Here is an 18,749-nt window from a genome sequence, read left to right as displayed (position 1 = left end):
CTTGGCCGCCGACTTCCTTCAGATTCCGTCTCGCGATGGACACCCTTGTCTTAAGCTATGCACTTGGCACTATTAACCCGTGCTAGGGACTTTCACCCATTAGATTGCGCCCATGCCGGGCGCACAAATAAAGTGCCATTCACGTGGCATTTTGGACAAACCTAATTTATTCTTGACTAGAGAATTAAATAGTCTATGTAAAATATGGAAAGTAGTGTATAATATTTTTAATAGTTTATTAGGGGGTCCTTATTTTGGCAAATAAAATAGTAGATACTGAAAAAATTGTAAACGAAATATTAGAAAAAGGTGAGGTTTTTAATGATATTGAAGAGGATTTATTACATGAATTAATAGACAATAAGATATCCAAAAATAACTTGGTAACTCATGCACAGACTCTTACTTTTGGAAATAAAATGGCAGACAAAATAGCTGCATCGGTAGGAAGCTGGAGTTTTATAATAATTGCATTATCAATTATTGCAATATGGATAATATTTAATACTATTTTCAAAAATTTATTTGACCCATTTCCATTTATACTTCTTAATCTAGTGTTATCTTGTACTGCAGCTATACAAGCTCCTGTAATAATGATGAGTCAAAATAGACAGGAAGATAAAGATAGAATAAAATCAACTAATGATTATAAAGTTAATCTTAAATCAGAATTAATTATTCAAGATTTACATAAAAAAATTGATATATTAATTGAGAATCAAAAAATACTGGTGGACAATCAATCTAAAATGGTAAAATATATTGATAGTTTACAAAAATAAATGCCACCCATGTGACAAGTGACAAGTTAAAAACTCGCCGCTTACCACATGGATAGCACTAATTGGACTCATTAATCCATTTTCCATCTGCTTTATTTAATAATTTTCAGATAACACTTCAAAATATGCTTTTGGATGTGCACAAGCGGGACATATTTCTGGAGCACTTTTTCCCTCAAAAATATAACCACAGTTGCTACATTTCCAGTTAACTGCTTTTTCTTTTTTGAATACTGTATTATTTTCTACATTGCTTAATAATCGTCTATATCTCTCGTCATGATGTTTTTCAACCTCAGCGATCTTTCTATAAACAAAAGCAATATCAGTAAAACCTTCTGCTTCTGCTACTTTTGCAAATTCTGGATAAAGTTCTGACCACTCTTCTTTTTCTCCATTTGCTGCCCATAATAAATTTGCTTTTGTATCTGATAGGCCTACAGGATAAGTCGCATTAATTTCTACCACTTCTCCATTTAAACTTGTGCTTAAAAATTTAAAAAATCTTTCAGCATGCTCTTTCTCATTGCCTGCAGTTTCTGTAAATATGTTAGATATTTGTACATATCCCTCTTTTTTAGCTACAGACGCATAATAAGTGTATCTATTTCTAGCCTGTGATTCACCAGCAAATGATTTCATAAGATTTTCAGCAGTTTTTGTACCTTTTAACATTTTCATAAAATACCTCCTATTTTTTCTCAAAGAGAAAAGAATTATACATTAAAGTATTCTCTAAAAACTATAATTTTCCTCTTTTAAATGTTCTTATTATCAGAAAATTAATAATTTGTTGAGTTCTCACCATATGAATAAGATTGGTTCACCTTATTTCCAAAACTCACTCTCAACACCAATAGACTTTGACTTAAACATAGATCCATCAGTTTTCTTATAATTTTTCAATGCTTTTAAAGCAATGTTAGATCCAATTAATATAATCGGTACATTTACATAAACTAAAACTATATTTACAAAGTCACCTATGTACCATAAGTTTTTAAGTTCCAATCCTGCAAGAACTGTTAGTGCACCAAATGGTACAAAGAATAATGCACCAACCAAACGTATGCTCATGATGAATTTTTTATTTCTGGAGATTAAATTTGCTGAGACTTCTGCAAACAATATTAAACCCAGTAGTGTTGTAAATGCAAACATTCCATAACATAGTGAAACAATAACTGTAACTGTTCCATCTAAAAAAGTACCAGGGACTAAGTATTGCACTGAGGATAAGTAAACTGTGAGTTTAGAAGCTTGTATACTATTCCACGCAACTCCAGCAGTGCCTGTCCAAACATGTGCCATAACAATAAGAAAACCAGTCATACTACATATTATCATTGTATCAAGAAAAACTCCTAGTGCTTGTACAAATCCTTGTTCTGCAGGATGCTTATTCTCCGCTGTAGCTGCTGCCATTGTAATTGTACCTTGACCAGCTTCATTAGACATAAGCCCTCGCTTAATTCCTTGAGCTAGTGCCACACCAAATGCCCCACCAAATATTGCATTAGGCTTAAAAGCTCCACCAAACACTTCTTTAAAGAAGTATGGAACTTTATCTAAGTTAACTATTATTATTAAAAAAATTATTATTGTATAGATAACTGCCATAATAGGTACTAATACATCCGTAACCGCCGTAACTCTTTTAATTCCCCCTATTACAGTTAAAAGCACGGTAATTATTAATACTATAGCTATCCCATAATATACAGCAGATTGACGTCCAAAAGATTTACCAGTTATAGTGTTAGCTATTGAACCAAAACTTGTAAATAAATGGAATGCTTGAGATGGTATAACAAACAATGCATATATTATAAAAAATGATGATAATAGCACACCTACCCACCGTTTATTACCTAAAATCTTTTGTCCATAAAAGGGAAGACCTCCCACGTACTCTTTTCCATTTTTCTCTTTAAAAATCTGTGCAAGTGTTGATTCAATAAAGGCTGTGGACATTCCAAAGAATGCTGAAACCCACATCCAAAACAGTGCACCTGGGCCACCAACAGATATTGCTCCTGTTACCCCCATAATATTACCCGGCCCTACTCTCATAGCAGAACTTAATAAAAATGAAGCTAAGGGGCTAATTCCAGTATCCGAGGTCTTCTTTTCAGCAAGAATTTTGATTCCTTTTTTAAATGCCATAACTTGAACAAATCCAGTTTTAAATGTAAGATAAATTCCAGTTCCTAAAAGTAAAATAACCGCAAGAGCAAATCCACCTAAAACAGGAATGTTTGCATACCACTCAATGTTGGTTGGAAATTCCCATAAAAAATCTGCAATAGGTACTATGAAATCAAAAAATTTATTTATTGCTTCAAATAATACATTCATTTTTCAACCCCCCTACTACAAAAATTGTCTGTTTTGACTTTAAACTCCCAAAAATATAAAATATAATTGTTATTTCCCTTTTGTAAGATATAAATTCCTCCTCGTTGTTGTTTTACAATTTATGTAGATACATCAAATCAGATATTAAATTCCTCTAATATACCCTATTGTTTAAAAAAATTTAAAAGCTTTGTATAATTATACACCAATAGCATAGAGAATAAGTTTATAAAAAGACAAAAGATATGAACAGCCTTTGAATTTTATGCATTATTATAGAATAAAAAAGAAGAATGTAGGTTTTAATAATCTACATTCTTCTTCGTCCCTTGCCTCTTGCCATATGGGTTCACCTTATATCTATAAGGTGACAGCTAAAATGCAGGAATTATAGCACCTTTATATTTATCTTCAATAAACTTTTTAACTTCTGGGGAATTTAATGATTTTGATAATGCCTGTATATAATCTTTGTTTTTATCTTCTTTTCTAACAGCCAGCACATTAGCATAAGGTGAATCTTTTGCTTCAAAAGCTAGTGCATCCTTTAGATTTAATTTAGCTTCTATGGCAAAGTTTGAATTTATAACTGCTGCATCCACCTCATTCAAAACTCTTGGAAGTTGAGGTGCATCTATTTCAGTTATTTTAAGTTTCTTTGGATTTTCTGTAATATCGAGTTTAGAAATAAGCTCTCCACTCTTTAATTTTAGAAGCCCTGCCTTTTCAAGCACTCTGAGTGCTCTTGCTCCATTTGTAGCATCGTTTGGAATAGCTATTTCGGCTCCACTTTTTATTTCACTAAGTTTTTTGTATTTACTAGAGTACAGACCCATAGGTTCAATTTGAACTTTTACAGTATAATCCAGATCTAAATTTCTTTCTTTACTGAATGATTGTAAATATGGTATATGTTGAAAGAAATTTGCATCTATTTGTCCTTCTGCTAAAGCAGTGTTAGGTGTTACATAATCATTGAATTCTATTATTTCAAGAGTATAACCTTCCTTTGCTAGCAGTGGCTTTACCACTCCTAATATTTCGCTATGAGGTACTGGTGAAGCACCGACTTTAATTATTTTTTTCTCAGCGGCAACCTTGGCAACTCGAGCCACTTCTTTTTTCGAACCACAACCACTTACTGTTAAAATCACAACAATTGTTAATAATATGCTTAATATTTTTTTCATTTTAATTCCCCCTTGTATTCCTCTGGGGTAGATTACAATTATTAATTGTTATCCCCCACAATCTTTCAAATCTATCTAATCATTTTTCTGTAAACTAAGTTTCCTGAGGCTTGAATTATTTGCACCACTGCAATTAATATAATTACTGTGTATATCATGATATCTGTTTTAAATCTATAATATCCATATTTCACTGCCACATCTCCAAGCCCTCCTCCTCCTACGGTGCCAGCCATAGCTGAGTAACCTATAATATTTATTACAGTTAATGTAATTCCAAGAACTATGGATGGCATTGCTTCTTTTAACATAACCCTAAATATAATTTGATGAGTTTTGGCACCAACAGATTTTGCCGCTTCAATAATTCCACAATCTACTTCCAGTAGTGCGGATTCTATTATTCTTGCAGCAAAAGGAGCCGCTCCAAGTGTTAATGGAACTATAGCTGCGTTAGTCCCTATGGTTGTTCCAGCAATAATCTTTGTTAAAGGAAATATAGATATCATTAATATAATAAAGGGAAAAGACCTAAGTACATTTATAATAAAATTTAAAGTTTTATAAATAATAGCATTTGGTTCTAGTCCTTTAGGGCTACTTATAACAAGTCCCACTGCTGCTATAAATCCTAAAATTAATGTAAAAATTGTGGATACTGCTACCATATATATAGTATCTATTAGCGCAGGTAGTAAAACATCTTTAAATATCATTTATAATCATCTCCCAATCTATAGATTTTTCATCTAAATAGTTTAATATTTTTTCCTTATTTTCTTCACTTGCATTTATTATTAGACTACCCATTACGTTATCTCTGAATTTTTCAAGCCTCCCCCACACTATTGAAAAATCTATATCTAACTCCCTGGCTATTGAAGTTATTATGCAACTCTTACTAATTTCCTTCGGGAAAAATATCTTAATATTATAGCCCGTGCCAGGTAATAATTCATCCTCACCAATAAGTGTTTTCATTTCTTTGGTTGGCCTAATAAACAATTCATCAGTAATCCCACTGCTTTTGATCTCTCCTCCCTCTAAAAGAATAAATTTATTGCAAATCTCTTTTATTACCTCCATTTGGTGAGTAACTACAATGATTGTTATATTAAATTTATTATTAATATCTTTTAAAAGCTCCAATATGGATTTAGTGGTGTTAGGATCCAACGCCGAGGTAGCTTCATCACAAAGTAAAATTTTAGGGTTAAGCGCCAAAGCTCTAGCAATTCCAACTCTTTGCTTCTGACCTCCACTTAGTTGTTGCACATTGCTATTTGCTTTATCTTTAAGACCTACTAAATCTATTAAGCTATCCACTGTTTTTTTAATAAAATTCTTGTCATTGCCCCATACTTCTAGTGGAAATGCTATATTTTCAAAAACATTTTTTCTATTAATTAGATTAAAACTTTGAAATATAATACCCACATTTTTTCTAAATTCTCTTAGTTCTTTGGAGCTAAGCTGCTTTACTTCTTTTCCCATTATATTAATAGTACCTGTATCATAGGATTCAAGACCATTGAAACATCTAAGCAAAGTAGATTTACCAGCACCACTATGACCTATAACTCCATAAACATCACCCTCATTCACTGTAAAAGAGACACCATTTAATACCTTTCCTTCTGAAAAACTTTTACTTACATCGCAAACTTTAATCATAATATTTCTTCTCCTTTTATAATCTATAACTTGTGTTACAACTCATTTATTACCCTTAACAAGCTTTTGCCTAAAAAAATAGAACTCAAGAATAAACTTGAGCTCTATCGCCAAACTTATTCTTATCTCGCAGCATTACTGCAGGATTTAACACCATGTATCATAAATATGATACTGGTTGTCGGGTTTCATAGGGCCAGTCCCTCCGCCTCTCTTGATAAGAGAATATTCAATTTTACTTTTAATTTATCTAAAACCATAAATTTCATAAATTTCCATCATCTTAGAAGTTGGATATTACCAACTTCATAAATATGTTTAAAAACAAAAAACCCCTTCCATCAAAATAAAATGATGAAAGAGGTATAAATATTCAAAGGCACCTCTCTCATCTTCCGCTAAGTTCTAAGGAACTTAGCGCAGGAATTAGCACCTTTTCAGACTAATGAAATCTGACGGTTGCCGAGGTGTCATAGGGCCAGTCCCTCTACCTCTCTTGATGAGAATTAATTGATTTATTAAATTAATATTTATGTTACCACTAAATGAATTAGATGTAAAGTGTTTTTTTATTTTTCCTTATACTGTGCTTCATAATCTCTCTTCATATTACTCTCAAATTTTTTAACATATGTACTTGAAAATTCTTTTGGAGTAATTTTAAATCTGTTTAAAGTATCTGAATAATACATTAATACGTCCCCTAATTCTTCAACAAACCTTTCTCTTACACTAGGGTCATTCATAATTTCATCTTCTGATTTCTTTTTTATTATTGCAATTGCTTCTCCAATTTCCTCAATCATATAAAGTATAGAAATTTTGCCATGCTCTGGCTCCATTGGACTCCAAGTGTCTTTGTGTATTTCCCATAATTTCTCGGACATTTGAAGCATTTGTGATATTGATAAATCTTGAACTTCATTTGAAATTTCTGGAATCTTAGATGGCATCTTCTTGTCCAACTTGCCACTTGCCACGTGGGTGGCACTTCTCTTTTCCATTAAAATTAGATCTAGCCAATTTCCATTATTCATTTTAGCGACCTTTTCTCTTATGCCAACCTCTCTGAATCCACACTTTTTGTGCAAATCTATGCTGGAAACATTGGATCTAATAATTCCAGACTGTAAGGTCCAAAAACCATTCTTTTCTGATACTTTAATTAATTCTGTCAAAAGAGCCTTTCCTATTCCTTGTCCCTTATATTTTTCACCAATATAAATACTTACTTCCGCTACCCCTTTATAAACACACCTACTTGAGGTTGGACTAAGAGCTGCCCATCCTAGTACCTTATCACCAATGCAAGCAACTAACCTACATGAACTTATATGACCATTGTTCCAGTCTTCATAAGTAGGTACTTCACTTTGAAATGTTGCTATTCCCGTTTTAATACCTTCCAAATAAATATTTGCTACCTGATTCCAGTGTAAATCCATCATTTTTTCAATTTTATATTCCATTACTCTCCCCCTATAATAGTACTGATTTTGTGACTAAATTTATTATCAATTTAAAACCTGTCAGTTCCTTGCTCTATATTAATTCACCATATGTTTAAATATATTTGTATAATATTATATTTTTTCTATATTATTAGTTTTTATTATATAAAAATGTATATAATAAAACATTTTTTGTCAAAATATCTATTAAGTAAATGAGACAAGTACAAAAGATGTAAAAAGAAGGTGTCTCAGAATGATTAATTAAATCATTTTGATACACCTTTTTTCATTCTATTTATTTATAAAAAGCATCATAAGCTCATCATCAAAATATTCTTCGCCAATTTTCAATGCATTCTTTTCTACTCCATAGGTTTTAAAACCAAATGAATCATATAATCGCATAGCACTAAAGTTACTACTTACAATTTCTAAATTTATTTGCTCTAAACCATCTCTGTTCTTTGCACTATTTAATAATTCAGATAGTAACAATTTGCCAATACCCATTTGACGAAATTCAGGCACTACATACATCCCCCATATATTGGATTTATGTTTTAATTTAATCCTTGTTCCTCTGCGAAAACCCACCACACCAACCATATCATCATTCTCGTTAAATGCCCCCACTATAAAGTTTTCTTCTGAAGGAAGTATAATCTCACTATTAAACCGAGAAATCAAGTTATCAATGGGTGTATTAAGTTCTTCTTCATAGGATGCCCCAAAAGCCTGGGGTTCTTCCCGAAGTCCCCTTAGTCTTAAAGCCCAAAATTGTTTTGCATCTACCTCTATAAGTTTTCTTATTAACATAATTTATCCTCCTGATTCATAAGATTAACAAATATTACTTTTTATATTGTAGTATCTTTCCTTGTAAAAATAAATAGATTATTAATTAAAAGGAGTGATTGTTTTGAAATTAAAACATTTTGGTAGATACATTGCATTTATGCTTTTTATTAGTTTCATCACCTTAATATCTATAAAATTAACTAATAATAATAGTAATAATAATAATAATATTGAAGATAAGCCCAGATTATTTATTAAATCGGCTGAGAAATCATGTATTCCAAATAGTAAAAAAGATGCTTCCGACCAAGGTGTTCGAACATCCTCAAAATATGGCACCTCAAAGGTAAAATTACTGCCTATGCCAAATGTTAATTTACCTATAATAATAGATTTTTTGTGATTTGACCAAATTTGATCAATGTAGTCTAATCCAAATGAGAAATATCAGCCTCTAAAATTATTTCAATTTTCTTATCTCCAACTTCCAGTACTGTTAGACATGTATCATACATAAATGGTTTACTCCAAAAATCCTCAATAGAATAATTTTTAATTATTGAATATATTGCCTTTATTACAGCTGTGTGAGTTACTATTAAGACGTTTTCGCCAGTAGTATTATTTATAATATCATACAAGACATTCCTTACCCTGTGAATTAATTCATCGAAACTTTCTCCGTCTATAGATTGATACAAGTGAGGTTTTTTCCAAAAATTAAACTGCTGGGTTGGATATAATTCTTTTACTTTTTCATTATCCATGCCTTCCCATATACCAAATCCCATTTCTTTCAGATCTTCAACTTTAATTATTTCTGTATTTTTATTCCCTCTAATGTATTTTGCTGTATCATAAGCTCGACCTAACGGGCTACTATAAATATAATCGAAGTCTATATCTTGCAAACTCTCACCTAACTTTTTTGCGTTATCAATACCTATTTGTGTCAAATCAGAATTTTGCCAACCCTGCATTCTTCCTTCACTATTCCATTGTGTTGCCCCATGTCTTGTTACGTATATCTTCAACTTTAATCCATCCCCTGACTTTCATAAAATAATATTGATTGACTATCTAATAATTATTAGATATTAGTATCGTTTAAAAAACAATCCGCTCTCTTTAGAAACAATAAGTCTCTTGTCTGAATAAATTTTCCAAGATAATTATCTGGTGTATCATTTTCAAGAATAGAAATAGCTTCCTCCAGCGCAACCCATTTTAATTGAAACCCACTATTTTTTTCCTCATCTGTGAAGGATGGCTCTTTTATATCTCCTTTTACCTCAGAATAATAACAGTATGATATTTGCAATAAATTATGTTTATTTCTATATTCTATTATTGTACCAATTTCGCCCAACACATCAATCTTAACTCCAGCTTCTTCCATAACCTCTCGATTTAAAGCGGTTTCAATATCCTCACCCGCTTCAATGCCACCACCTGGAAGCTTGTGATAGTTATTCTTTGATACAAATAATAAGGCTATTTTCTGTGAATCATTTAGTACAATTGCTCTTGATGCCTTCCTGAGCTTATAATTAATATTTATATTTTCATAATTATAACCAATATCCTTTTCATATATTTCTTTTATTAAGTCCATTATATTTTGCCCCCTATTCCAATTTGTTTTATTTGTATACTCACCTAATAATTTTTCTACTTTATATCCCCTATTTTAGCACACTTTATGTTCCAATTAACAACATTTATTTTGCTTTTCTGCATCTATAACTAATTGTTACCTCTAAGTATCTGCTCTCTTTTTTCCTCGGGTATTGATGATAAAATACTTTTATAATTAATTCAGATAACTATAAATATAACCTTCCTCTCTATATTATAAATTGCTCTTGATATCTCACTCATTCTTAGTATTTCATTACTTTAAAAAGAAACCTTCTTCCTTTACTTTTCACATTAGAAAGTTCTATAATAAACCGATTTACTTCTCTTCTATTTTTAAACACTATTATTTGTTTGCCCTCAATTTTTTCAAGTCTATTAATATTTGCCTGTCCTGATTTCTTAGGAAAGTTCCAAATATATTTCATAAATTCAAAGTCAAACCATTCAGGACAGCCAGCTGGCATATCTGGCCTTACCTTACCTATATTTGTTATAACCCTTTTAAAATAGCTCTGCAAACATACCGCCCTACTTAATTTAAAACAAATTACTGTGTCAGCTTTTTCAAGGCGAATATCCATGGTCCCACCATAATTACCGTCTACTATCCATTCATATCCCGATATTAAACACTTTTGTTTTTTTACCCATTCTTCCCTTGGGGTTTCAATCCAGCCATTATTCCAAAATTCTTTATCAAGATGAATAAGCGGGAGGCCCGTTATCTCGGCAAGTTTTCTTGAAAATGTACTCTTACCACTCCCTGGTGAACCTACTACCATTATTCTTTTACCTATATTAGTCATATATGCCCCCATTATTCTCATTATAAGTAACTAAATAATCCCACTTTCTGTTTTAATTATAATCCCTCCAGCTGCTGCTTTAGCACATTCCTATTTTTTCTTTATTATTAATGTTATTTAAAAATCTTGTTATCTATTGATATATAAGTCCATAAGTATTTCATCATAAAATTTACCATTTATATTGAAGTTATCCTTATGAACTCCCACCTTTTCAAATCCAAATTTTTCATACATTCTAATTGCATTAATATTACTTGCCTTAACACCAAGATTTATATTTTTTATTATACCGCTTTCCACATATTAAAATAAAAATTTAACGTTCTCAATCGCAACCACTATTATATTCAATATTGTACCATATTTTACATCTTAACCATCTATTATTTTTTGTAATTTCTCTCATTTTATTTGTAACTTAGCTCAATAACATGTACTATATTTTTCAAATGCTATATAATAAACAGGTAATATTATAATAACAACAATAAATGAATATTTTAGCAATTATACGAAGGAGAATTTAAATGGGCTATGATCATAATAATAATGTAGTTAATTTTTTAAGAGAAGTGTATATTGAGATTGATGACAATAATTTAATAACATTTATCAGCGAAAATTGTTCTAACCTGCTAGGTTACAATAAGCATGACTTATTAAATAAAAATATCCAATATATTCTAACTTTCACTCCGAAAAATTCTATTTTTGTAGCAAACCTAAAATCCTCAGTTATAACAAAAAATAATAAACTTATTCCAGTTGATTTAGCAGGTTCTCCAATAATGGATAAAGGCAATAATGTAATTGGCTATAGGCTGTCATTAATAAATATTTCTTTCTACCTTAAATTTGATAATCATGAAAATATAATAAGCCAAATGTTTGAACGCTCGAGAGATATTATATATAGAGTAGAATTAATTCCTAGCTTTAAATTTACATATTTAAGCCAGTCTGTAAACGAAATCTTAGGGTATAGTGCCTCGGAAAACTTAATTGATCCAACACTTGTATTTAATATTGTTCATCCTGATGACTATGATATTCTTATAAGAAAAATGAATAATGACCTTGATTTTTCTAAACCAATTTCTTGCAGGTTTCATCATAAAGATGGACATTATGTTTGGCTGGATGATTATTGCACTCCTATATATGATGAAAATGATGTACTGGTTGCACAAGAATGGTTTAGTCGTGATGTTACGGATAAAAAGCAGCTAGAGGCAAAGATGGAACGATTAAGTTATTTTGATGGTTTAACTGGAGCATATAATAGACATTATCTTGAAAAGGAAGTACAAATTTTGGATACTGAGAAAGACCTTGCCGTAGGTATTATATTTTGTGATTTGGATAATTTAAAAATCACTAATGATAATATTGGGCATGAGTTTGGAGATGAATTAATAATAAATGCTTTTAATATATTAAAAAACAGCTTTACTGATAACTCAGTTATCTGTAGATCAGGTGGCGACGAGTTTGTCGTAATCATTAAAGGTACATCTCTTAGCAAAGTAAAGCTATTATTCTTATTGATATGTAAATCAATAAAACAACAAAACAAACTTAACCCTAAGCATAAAGTAGAAGTTTCTATAGGATATTCTTTTTCAGAAACCTCCATAGGAGTAACAAGGCAACTTATTAATACTGCTGATAAGAACATGTATAAAGATAAACAACGAAAAAAGCCAGGTAGTTCTAATCATTTTCATATTGAAACAGCTAACTCTTAAGATTACATTTTGAACTTTCCACTTGCCATGTGGGTGGCACTTCCCCCCCCCTAATATTTTCACCAATACAATAGGTATTAATAATATTATTCTCATATTTCTTTGACAATATACAAATTATTAGTCATTATAGTCTTATTTTTGTATGCTATAAATGTTATTATAAACTTAGTACTGTTTATACTACTTGCATTGATTATCTGCAAATGCTATCCATACCACACCATAATGAGTGGGGTTTCCGCACAAATTTGTAACACACTGCAAGAAAAAATTGATGTTAATGAATTTTTGTGATTGTTAAGTAAATAATAAAAGACTAATGAAAGTGTCTATGGTATGCCTTTAATTAGAAGGAGGAAACAGTATGTTTAAAAATATAAATAAAGCCATCGTTAAAAATATTTTTTCAATACTAGTGGGAAGTTTAATATCTTCATTAGCAATTAATTTATTTATATCCAAAGCTAAACTTTTAAGTGGTGGTGCTTCTGGTATATCTTTAATTATCCAATATTTATTTCAATTTCCTGCTGGATATTCCATACTGTTAATAAATATCCCCTTACTAATTTTAAGCTATAAATGTCTAAACAAACGATTTACTATTTATACACTCATAGGTACAATCTCATTTTCACTATCCTTAATTTTAACAGCTCCATTAAAAGGGCTTATTAACACAGATGATATATTACTTTTATGTTTATACGGCGGCGTTTTAAATGGAATAGGAATAGGAATAGTATTCAGCAATCATGGTTCCGCAGGCGGCCTCAATATTATTTCTGCTTTAATAAAAGTTAAATATGATAACTTTAACATAGGACGAATATCATTTTCTATTAATATAGTAATTGTTTGTATTGCCACTTTCTTTTTCGGAATAACCAGTGCTTTATATACTATAGCTGCTATGTTTATAACGGCTGAAGTTACTGATAGAATAATAAATGGATTAAGCAAACAAAAATTAGTTCTTATTATCACAAAAAAAGAAAAAGAAATTTGTAGTGGAATCTTGCATAAGATGCATAGAGGGGTTACCTTTTTATATGGAGAAGGTGCATATACTGGCAAACAAGAAAGAATATTGTTTTGCACTGTATCACTCCATCAAATTCCAGAGTTAAAATTAATTGTTAAAGAAATAGACGATACTGCCTTTATGATCTTTCTTGATGCTTCTGAAGTTAAAGGAAAGGGATTTGTAAATGATTTAATATAATATATGCTAAAGTTAGTTTGCTATTTATATTCGAACTATTCACATTTATAGTTAGATCGCACCAAATTTAATTATAATTAGCAATGCTATACCAACAATTATCCTATAAATAGCGAAGACCTTCATTGGTTTTTTCTTTAAATATGAAATAAATTTTTCAACCACAATTAGTGCCACTAAGAAGGCTGTTACAAACCCAATAAATAAAATAATAATTTCTCCATTATTAAAATTCATTCCGCTTTTGAATAAAGTTAATGCTGTAGCTCCAAGCATAGTTGGTATAGCTAAAAAAAACGAAAACTCAGTAGCTGCAATTGTTGAAACACCACAAACCCAAGCTCCCATTATGGTTGATGCCGACCTAGACATACCTGGCCATAATGCAAAGCACTGAAAACAACCTATTTTAAATGCCTGTTTAATACTTATTTTCTCTATAGTTTCTGTTGTATGTTTATGCCTAAACTTATTTTCTATGAAAATCATTATAATTCCACCAACTACTAATGCAAAAGCTACAGTTGTTGGATTAAATAGATATTGATCTATTTTATCATTAAAAAGAAATCCTAAGATTGCAGCCGGTATAAATGCAACAATAATATTAGTCCAAAATTTTATACCTGAGGGTTTCCCCTTAAAAAGCTCCACAACTGAGCTCCATATTTTATTCCAATATAAAACTATAATTGCAAGAATAGCTCCTAACTGAATGACTACATCAAATTGGTTAGCAAAAGCACCTTTGAAATTTATAACATTTCCCACAATTATCATATGACCCGTAGATGATATAGGAATAAATTCTGTTATCCCTTCTACTATAGCTATTATTATAGCTTTTAAAACTAATATAACGTTAAAATCCATATAATTAACACTCCTTTATTTTAGATGTTAGACTCGGCTCTCGTTGTATAAACTTCTTACGCTTTACATTATCTATTGATAAGATTAAAATCACATTAAAAATGTGTTGTTTTTAGATTAAGAATTTATTGTCTAACATAGCTAAATAAAAAATAGAGTGGTAAATAAATTATATTAATAATAATTCATCTATTACCCTCATATCAGGCTTGCCTATTTTCGATTAATTATGTGCTTATTGTAGCTTTATAATAAAGATTAATCAGAATAACTCTTACAAATGGCTTGTTACCGTAAAGTTTATTTGTTTTTTTTATAATATAGATTGATCAAAATTAAGCAAGTTATTAATAACCAACGTTTTATTTTTATAATAAAGTTTGATCAAAATAATTGTTTAATATTGATTTAACCCCTAATTATTCTGATATAAATAAAAAATAACTAATCAGCAAGGTGGGTCTTGTCTTTAATTTTTATCTATTTTTAGACGGGCTATCTCTTATAATCACTGCTGGTTTGCAAATTAGTATATTCCACTAGCGCATCTTTTATTTTTTCAAATGCTTCACTTCTAATTCCGCCAATCCTTTGTATTTCCCATATCTTTGCTAGTTCACCTTTATCTATTTTACTGTTAATTATCCTTTTACATCTTCTAATTTGAAACTCTTCAACAGTCTCAATTACTTCGTTTAAATATTTTTCAGTATTAGGTAACTTATCAATATTCTTTTCTAGTGACGTTAGCACTCCTATCTCTCTCCCAATACTAGATCTTGTTATTCTTATAGGTTCATCATTACCAATTAATTCTTGATACTTATTTTTCACAATAAATAGATGCTCATTATCCCTCTTATTCCAATCTACTAGAACATGATGATTAATACTTTTCGTTTTTATTGGGAGCTTGTCATAAAGCCACTCCTTATCCTTCCGATAGATAAAAATATATTCTTTTTTGCAAATACTTCTGATTTCAGTTCTGCTTGCCGCAGGATTATTTTCCATATTGGCTAATATACAACTTTTATAATCATTTAATTTATCATTTCCATCTTCAGATTCCTTGTCATTTATGTATCTACTGTTATTTCGGTACTTATTTGTTCCTAATGTATTATCAAACTTTAATATAGTCTTAGGATCACAATCCATAAGCCTAGCTAACTCTCTAAGCCCATATTTCTTTTCTTTTAAATACGCTTTGAATTTATCCTCCCATACCCAACCAAAATTCTTTATTCTCCCTATTTTATATCTATCACTATTTATTTTATCAGGTCCTTTTCTAGAGTATACGAAGCCACAATCACAAGTAAAAGTGCCTACTGGCAACCTAGTTTTATAATCATCTGTTACCTTTAAATCACTTACTACGTCCTTTCTGTAATGCTCTGCTACCTTATTTAAACATGGCCACGGACCTTTGCCAAAGGGCTTATAATTCTTCTTTGTATCATTAAAAAATTCAGCAATGTTTCCGGACAAAAAATTTATCATTAACAAATGTCGAATTGGATGCACCGTTCTTTTTAAATTTCTTGTAATCACCCTAAGCCAATTATATTCATCATCATTATCTATACTAGAATCCATAACTTCTAAAAATTCTAAACCATAGAAACTTATAAATGCTTCATAAAGCTCCCTTTGCTTTATTCTATTGCCTGAAGTAGTTAATCCTTTTTCACAAAGAAGATTTTTATATTTTTTTAAAATAGTTTTTTTATCTATACCCATTAAATCATTTTCTAATAAATAGTACGCGTCCCTTGCTAGTTTTGTCATTTTTTCATAATGATTAATATCTTTGGGCTCATTCCTTAAATCAAGTAAATCCTTATCAAATCTAATAAATTCCAGTCTACTTACATCAGTTTTTATTATTTTATATTTCCTTAATAGTTCCCCATGATGAGTGCATAAATAAATTCCTTGCAGCTGATGTTCTCTATGAATATAAGCCTCACCTTTCATTTCAATCTCGTTTTGTGCACAAATAGGGCAATAATAAATACCCTCTCGTCTACAAACACTTCCTGCTATAATTCCTATTTTGTGATAAATTCCACTACCATTGGCGTACTTAATTTCCTTAATGATTTCCGCTCGTCTTTTTATTGGAAGAAAAGGAATATAGTAAGGCAAAATAGTATGGTTTTTAATTAAATATTCTGATGTATAATTCCCCCCTATATTCTTTGCTAATGCGTCAATTGGACTTCCTATCTCCAATGACGATATGATTGTTCTTTTTCCAAAGCATTCTTCTATAGTATCCTTAAAATCTATATTCCCATTGTAAAAGTGATACCTAGAAATAGCAGAATAAATAAATTCATCTTTATATGGATCAGTAAAAAAATGTATCATAAGCACTCACCCTTTCTTACGAATTCTTAAACTCCCATCTCCCATGCAAACCTTATTCAACTTTTAAAAATTCCTCAATTGGATCTTTAATATATCCATTCTTTTTCAATACATCATAAGGATGTACTTTATCCTTCCTTGCTTTATCATATAAAGTTATTAACCCTTGATTTTTAGTTTCATTTTTTTTGATTTTATTGTTATTGTGCTTTTTCTTTTCTTCTTGCTCCAAAGCCTTTTTTAGCGCTTCCATCTTTAAACTACTATATTCCTCATTGACACTGGATTCATTAACAACTCTTTCACATATTTTTTTTATTTCTACATCATCTAAATTTTCAAATAGATCCATCAATCTTAAATCAAATATAAGATTTTCCACTTTACTTCTTCTAACTAATTCTATAGATTTTTTTCTTTCATTAAATACTTCGCGAACCCTTCCATTAAGCTCCATATCACTTTTATAATTAATTGCTATATCATCTAGATTAATAGATATGTCCTCATACTTTACTATTTCCAAAATATTATTGTTTCTAAGGGCCTTGATCATTGGTTGAATCATATATAAATCTTCTTTTGCTGTATCTCTTATAACACCTACAGAGATTTTCTCTTTTCCTTGTGCTAATGCCCTTTCTTGAGCGAGTATATACAAATTAACTGCAACTGCCGTAATACCTTGGCACTCATCATAAAATGCTTCTTTAATCTCCTTAGATAGTTTAGTTTCTTCCTGTAAACATTGGAAATCCCATAAAGTTTCTAAAAAGAACTTCCATTCTTCACTGTTTTTTAACATTCTATCCCACATTATGGAGCCTTCACTTCCAGCTCTTCTTGCTTGCTTAAAATTCCCCTTAAACAATTGTTGAGCCTTACTTGTTCCTATTAATACTGTAGGAATACCAACCGTATTACTTAATGTAACAAAGAAATCAAGCATACCTTCCATGTCATTTTTAGCATTTAGTAAATGTTGCATTTCATCAATTACTAGAACCCCTATGCCGTACATACCTGCTAATGTTGTCATGTGAAGCATCATTGTTGAAGTTATTCTATTAGCATAACCAAACTTCTCTAAATATCTAGTACCCAATAAATCGTCGATTGCTTTAAAAAAGCTTTTACATAGAGTTGCTAAACTACCATCGTAAGGGCAGTCTATCTTGAGCCATACTATTTGACTCCTACTAAAATGCTGCCCTTCATATTCATTATGTTTTATTATTTGTGGATACATTAATAAAAGTCTTTCTATAGCTGTAGTTTTACCAATACCTGAAATTCCTATAACAGATAGGCTATCTGCTGTTGACCTAATATGGCTCATTCTTTCATTGATAACCTTTTCATCCGCTACTTCAGCCAAGAATTCCTGATTAAAAATTATTTCTTCTAATATGCAGTCCTTATATTGATTACTTACCTCTAATAAATAACACTCTTCATATCCTAGCCCATTATCATGTGGAATATATATTTCACTAACATTTCTAGGATCATACACAATCTCAATACTTCTAACTGTAGACTTTATAAACCATTGCTGACTAATAGCTTTATCAGAGCTATAAGACAATCCTTTAAATTTAATTCCTGCCCTTGAGACACTTGCTTTTCCTCTCGGAAGAATGTTTAGCCTTAATACATCTCTATCAACTGTCTTAAGTCTCCCTTTTTTGTTTTCAATCCCCCTGTAAACAAACATCAGAGTCTGTCCCAAATCCCCCACCACTCCAACCCCTCTCAACCCTTTCCCCACAACCCCTCCCACCCATTTCAACCCTCAACCCAATTTCTCCC

17 protein-coding genes, 1 pseudogene and 2 riboswitches are annotated in these 18,749 nt (G+C 30.7%); of the genes and pseudogenes, 4 read left to right on the top strand and 14 right to left on the bottom strand.

From position 1 onward, the window contains the following. Window positions 1–254: 254 nt before the first annotated feature. Window positions 255–785 carry a DUF1003 domain-containing protein gene (locus ACREVU_RS06275; protein ID WP_431550765.1) on the top strand — a complete coding sequence of 177 codons (531 nt, stop codon included), beginning with the start codon at window positions 255–257 and terminating at the stop codon, window positions 783–785. A 96-nt stretch (window positions 786–881) separates the two neighbouring features. Here the strand turns inward: ACREVU_RS06275 and rbr are convergent, their stop codons facing one another. The 7 genes and pseudogenes from rbr to ACREVU_RS06235 all read right to left on the bottom strand — a co-directional run bounded on the left by rbr (window position 882) and on the right by ACREVU_RS06235 (window position 8,277). Beyond that, entirely contained in the window at window positions 882–1,466 is a 585-nt protein-coding gene (gene rbr, locus ACREVU_RS06270; protein WP_431550764.1) for a rubrerythrin, read from the bottom strand. A 147-nt stretch (window positions 1,467–1,613) separates the two neighbouring features. Beyond that, the gene (locus ACREVU_RS06265) at window positions 1,614–3,143 is read right to left on the bottom strand and encodes an alanine/glycine:cation symporter family protein (protein WP_431550763.1); all 1,530 of its coding nucleotides are present in this window, start codon (window positions 3,141–3,143) and stop codon (window positions 1,614–1,616) included. 374 nt (window positions 3,144–3,517) lie between these two features. Continuing rightward, window positions 3,518–4,333 (bottom strand): MetQ/NlpA family ABC transporter substrate-binding protein, encoded by an 816-nt coding sequence (locus ACREVU_RS06260; RefSeq protein WP_431550762.1) that lies wholly within the window; start codon window positions 4,331–4,333, stop codon window positions 3,518–3,520. A 71-nt stretch (window positions 4,334–4,404) separates the two neighbouring features. Beyond that, window positions 4,405–5,049, bottom strand: coding sequence for a methionine ABC transporter permease (locus ACREVU_RS06255; protein WP_431550761.1), 645 nt, complete (start codon window positions 5,047–5,049; stop codon window positions 4,405–4,407). Further along, window positions 5,039–6,007, bottom strand: coding sequence for a methionine ABC transporter ATP-binding protein (locus ACREVU_RS06250; RefSeq protein WP_431550760.1), 969 nt, complete (start codon window positions 6,005–6,007; stop codon window positions 5,039–5,041). The genes ACREVU_RS06255 and ACREVU_RS06250 overlap by 11 nt, the downstream gene beginning before the upstream one ends. A gap of 119 nt (window positions 6,008–6,126) precedes the next feature. Then, window positions 6,127–6,231, bottom strand: a riboswitch (SAM riboswitch). Between the two features lie 161 nt (window positions 6,232–6,392). Continuing rightward, a riboswitch (SAM riboswitch) is annotated at window positions 6,393–6,513 on the bottom strand. Between the two features lie 483 nt (window positions 6,514–6,996). Next, a pseudogene (locus ACREVU_RS06240) lies at window positions 6,997–7,476 on the bottom strand (GNAT family N-acetyltransferase); the annotation flags it as partial. A gap of 276 nt (window positions 7,477–7,752) precedes the next feature. Further along, complete coding sequence (locus ACREVU_RS06235; protein ID WP_431550759.1) at window positions 7,753–8,277, bottom strand: GNAT family N-acetyltransferase; 525 nt, start codon at window positions 8,275–8,277, stop codon at window positions 7,753–7,755. A 103-nt stretch (window positions 8,278–8,380) separates the two neighbouring features. Here ACREVU_RS06235 and ACREVU_RS06230 point away from each other — a divergent pair, with 103 nt between their 5' ends. After that, window positions 8,381–8,662, top strand: a complete 282-nt coding sequence (locus tag ACREVU_RS06230; RefSeq protein WP_431550758.1) for a hypothetical protein — start codon at window positions 8,381–8,383, stop codon at window positions 8,660–8,662. Window positions 8,663–8,687: 25 nt separating this feature from the next. On the opposite strand, the gene ACREVU_RS06225 is transcribed toward ACREVU_RS06230, so the two are convergent. The 4 genes from ACREVU_RS06225 to ACREVU_RS06210 all read right to left on the bottom strand — a co-directional run bounded on the left by ACREVU_RS06225 (window position 8,688) and on the right by ACREVU_RS06210 (window position 11,009). Then, window positions 8,688–9,293 (bottom strand): histidine phosphatase family protein, encoded by a 606-nt coding sequence (locus tag ACREVU_RS06225; RefSeq protein ID WP_431550757.1) that lies wholly within the window; start codon window positions 9,291–9,293, stop codon window positions 8,688–8,690. A gap of 56 nt (window positions 9,294–9,349) precedes the next feature. Beyond that, the gene (locus ACREVU_RS06220; protein WP_431550756.1) at window positions 9,350–9,874 is read right to left on the bottom strand and encodes an NUDIX domain-containing protein; all 525 of its coding nucleotides are present in this window, start codon (window positions 9,872–9,874) and stop codon (window positions 9,350–9,352) included. A 268-nt stretch (window positions 9,875–10,142) separates the two neighbouring features. Further along, complete coding sequence (locus tag ACREVU_RS06215) at window positions 10,143–10,706, bottom strand: DNA topology modulation protein (RefSeq protein ID WP_431550755.1); 564 nt, start codon at window positions 10,704–10,706, stop codon at window positions 10,143–10,145. Window positions 10,707–10,835: 129 nt separating this feature from the next. Then, window positions 10,836–11,009 carry a GNAT family N-acetyltransferase gene (locus ACREVU_RS06210; protein ID WP_431550754.1) on the bottom strand — a complete coding sequence of 58 codons (174 nt, stop codon included), beginning with the start codon at window positions 11,007–11,009 and terminating at the stop codon, window positions 10,836–10,838. A gap of 227 nt (window positions 11,010–11,236) precedes the next feature. On the opposite strand from ACREVU_RS06210, the gene ACREVU_RS06205 reads away from it, so the two are divergent. Next, on the top strand, window positions 11,237–12,457 hold the full coding sequence (locus tag ACREVU_RS06205; RefSeq protein ID WP_431550753.1) for a sensor domain-containing diguanylate cyclase: 1,221 nt from the start codon (window positions 11,237–11,239) through the stop codon (window positions 12,455–12,457). Window positions 12,458–12,824: 367 nt separating this feature from the next. After that, the gene (locus ACREVU_RS06200; protein WP_431550752.1) at window positions 12,825–13,685 is read left to right on the top strand and encodes a YitT family protein; all 861 of its coding nucleotides are present in this window, start codon (window positions 12,825–12,827) and stop codon (window positions 13,683–13,685) included. Window positions 13,686–13,736: 51 nt separating this feature from the next. Here ACREVU_RS06200 and ACREVU_RS06195 read toward each other — a convergent pair whose 3' ends face one another. The 3 genes from ACREVU_RS06195 to ACREVU_RS06185 form a co-directional block, all read right to left on the bottom strand. Then, entirely contained in the window at window positions 13,737–14,558 is an 822-nt protein-coding gene (locus tag ACREVU_RS06195; RefSeq protein WP_431550751.1) for an undecaprenyl-diphosphate phosphatase, read from the bottom strand. A gap of 495 nt (window positions 14,559–15,053) precedes the next feature. Then, complete coding sequence (locus ACREVU_RS06190) at window positions 15,054–16,937, bottom strand: TnsD family Tn7-like transposition protein (RefSeq protein ID WP_431550750.1); 1,884 nt, start codon at window positions 16,935–16,937, stop codon at window positions 15,054–15,056. 52 nt (window positions 16,938–16,989) lie between these two features. Then, the gene (locus ACREVU_RS06185; RefSeq protein WP_431550749.1) at window positions 16,990–18,708 is read right to left on the bottom strand and encodes an AAA family ATPase; all 1,719 of its coding nucleotides are present in this window, start codon (window positions 18,706–18,708) and stop codon (window positions 16,990–16,992) included. Between the last annotated feature and the right edge of the window lie 41 nt (window positions 18,709–18,749).

Origin of the sequence: Clostridium sp. (genome assembly GCF_050717535.1) — a bacterium.
Taxonomy (GTDB): Bacteria; Bacillota; Clostridia; order Clostridiales; family Clostridiaceae; genus Clostridium_AD.
Note: the sequence above shows the minus strand (reverse complement) of the source record. Positions and strands in the feature narration are given on the sequence as shown.

Bases quoted from the DNA above. Each gene is read 5' to 3' on its own strand.
- rbr (WP_431550764.1), bottom strand. From the start codon at position 1,466: ATGAAAATGTTAAAAGGTACAAAAACTGCTGAAAATCTTATGAAATCA.
- ACREVU_RS06265 (WP_431550763.1), bottom strand. From the start codon at position 3,143: ATGAATGTATTATTTGAAGCAATAAATAAATTTTTTGATTTCATAGTA.
- ACREVU_RS06260 (WP_431550762.1), bottom strand. From the start codon at position 4,333: ATGAAAAAAATATTAAGCATATTATTAACAATTGTTGTGATTTTAACA.
- ACREVU_RS06255 (WP_431550761.1), bottom strand. From the start codon at position 5,049: ATGATATTTAAAGATGTTTTACTACCTGCGCTAATAGATACTATATAT.
- ACREVU_RS06250 (WP_431550760.1), bottom strand. From the start codon at position 6,007: ATGATTAAAGTTTGCGATGTAAGTAAAAGTTTTTCAGAAGGAAAGGTA.
- ACREVU_RS06235 (WP_431550759.1), bottom strand. From the start codon at position 8,277: ATGTTAATAAGAAAACTTATAGAGGTAGATGCAAAACAATTTTGGGCT.
- ACREVU_RS06220 (WP_431550756.1), bottom strand. From the start codon at position 9,874: ATGGACTTAATAAAAGAAATATATGAAAAGGATATTGGTTATAATTAT.
- ACREVU_RS06215 (WP_431550755.1), bottom strand. From the start codon at position 10,706: ATGACTAATATAGGTAAAAGAATAATGGTAGTAGGTTCACCAGGGAGT.
- ACREVU_RS06205 (WP_431550753.1), top strand. From the start codon at position 11,237: ATGGGCTATGATCATAATAATAATGTAGTTAATTTTTTAAGAGAAGTG.
- ACREVU_RS06200 (WP_431550752.1), top strand. From the start codon at position 12,825: ATGTTTAAAAATATAAATAAAGCCATCGTTAAAAATATTTTTTCAATA.
- ACREVU_RS06195 (WP_431550751.1), bottom strand. From the start codon at position 14,558: ATGGATTTTAACGTTATATTAGTTTTAAAAGCTATAATAATAGCTATA.
- ACREVU_RS06190 (WP_431550750.1), bottom strand. From the start codon at position 16,937: ATGATACATTTTTTTACTGATCCATATAAAGATGAATTTATTTATTCT.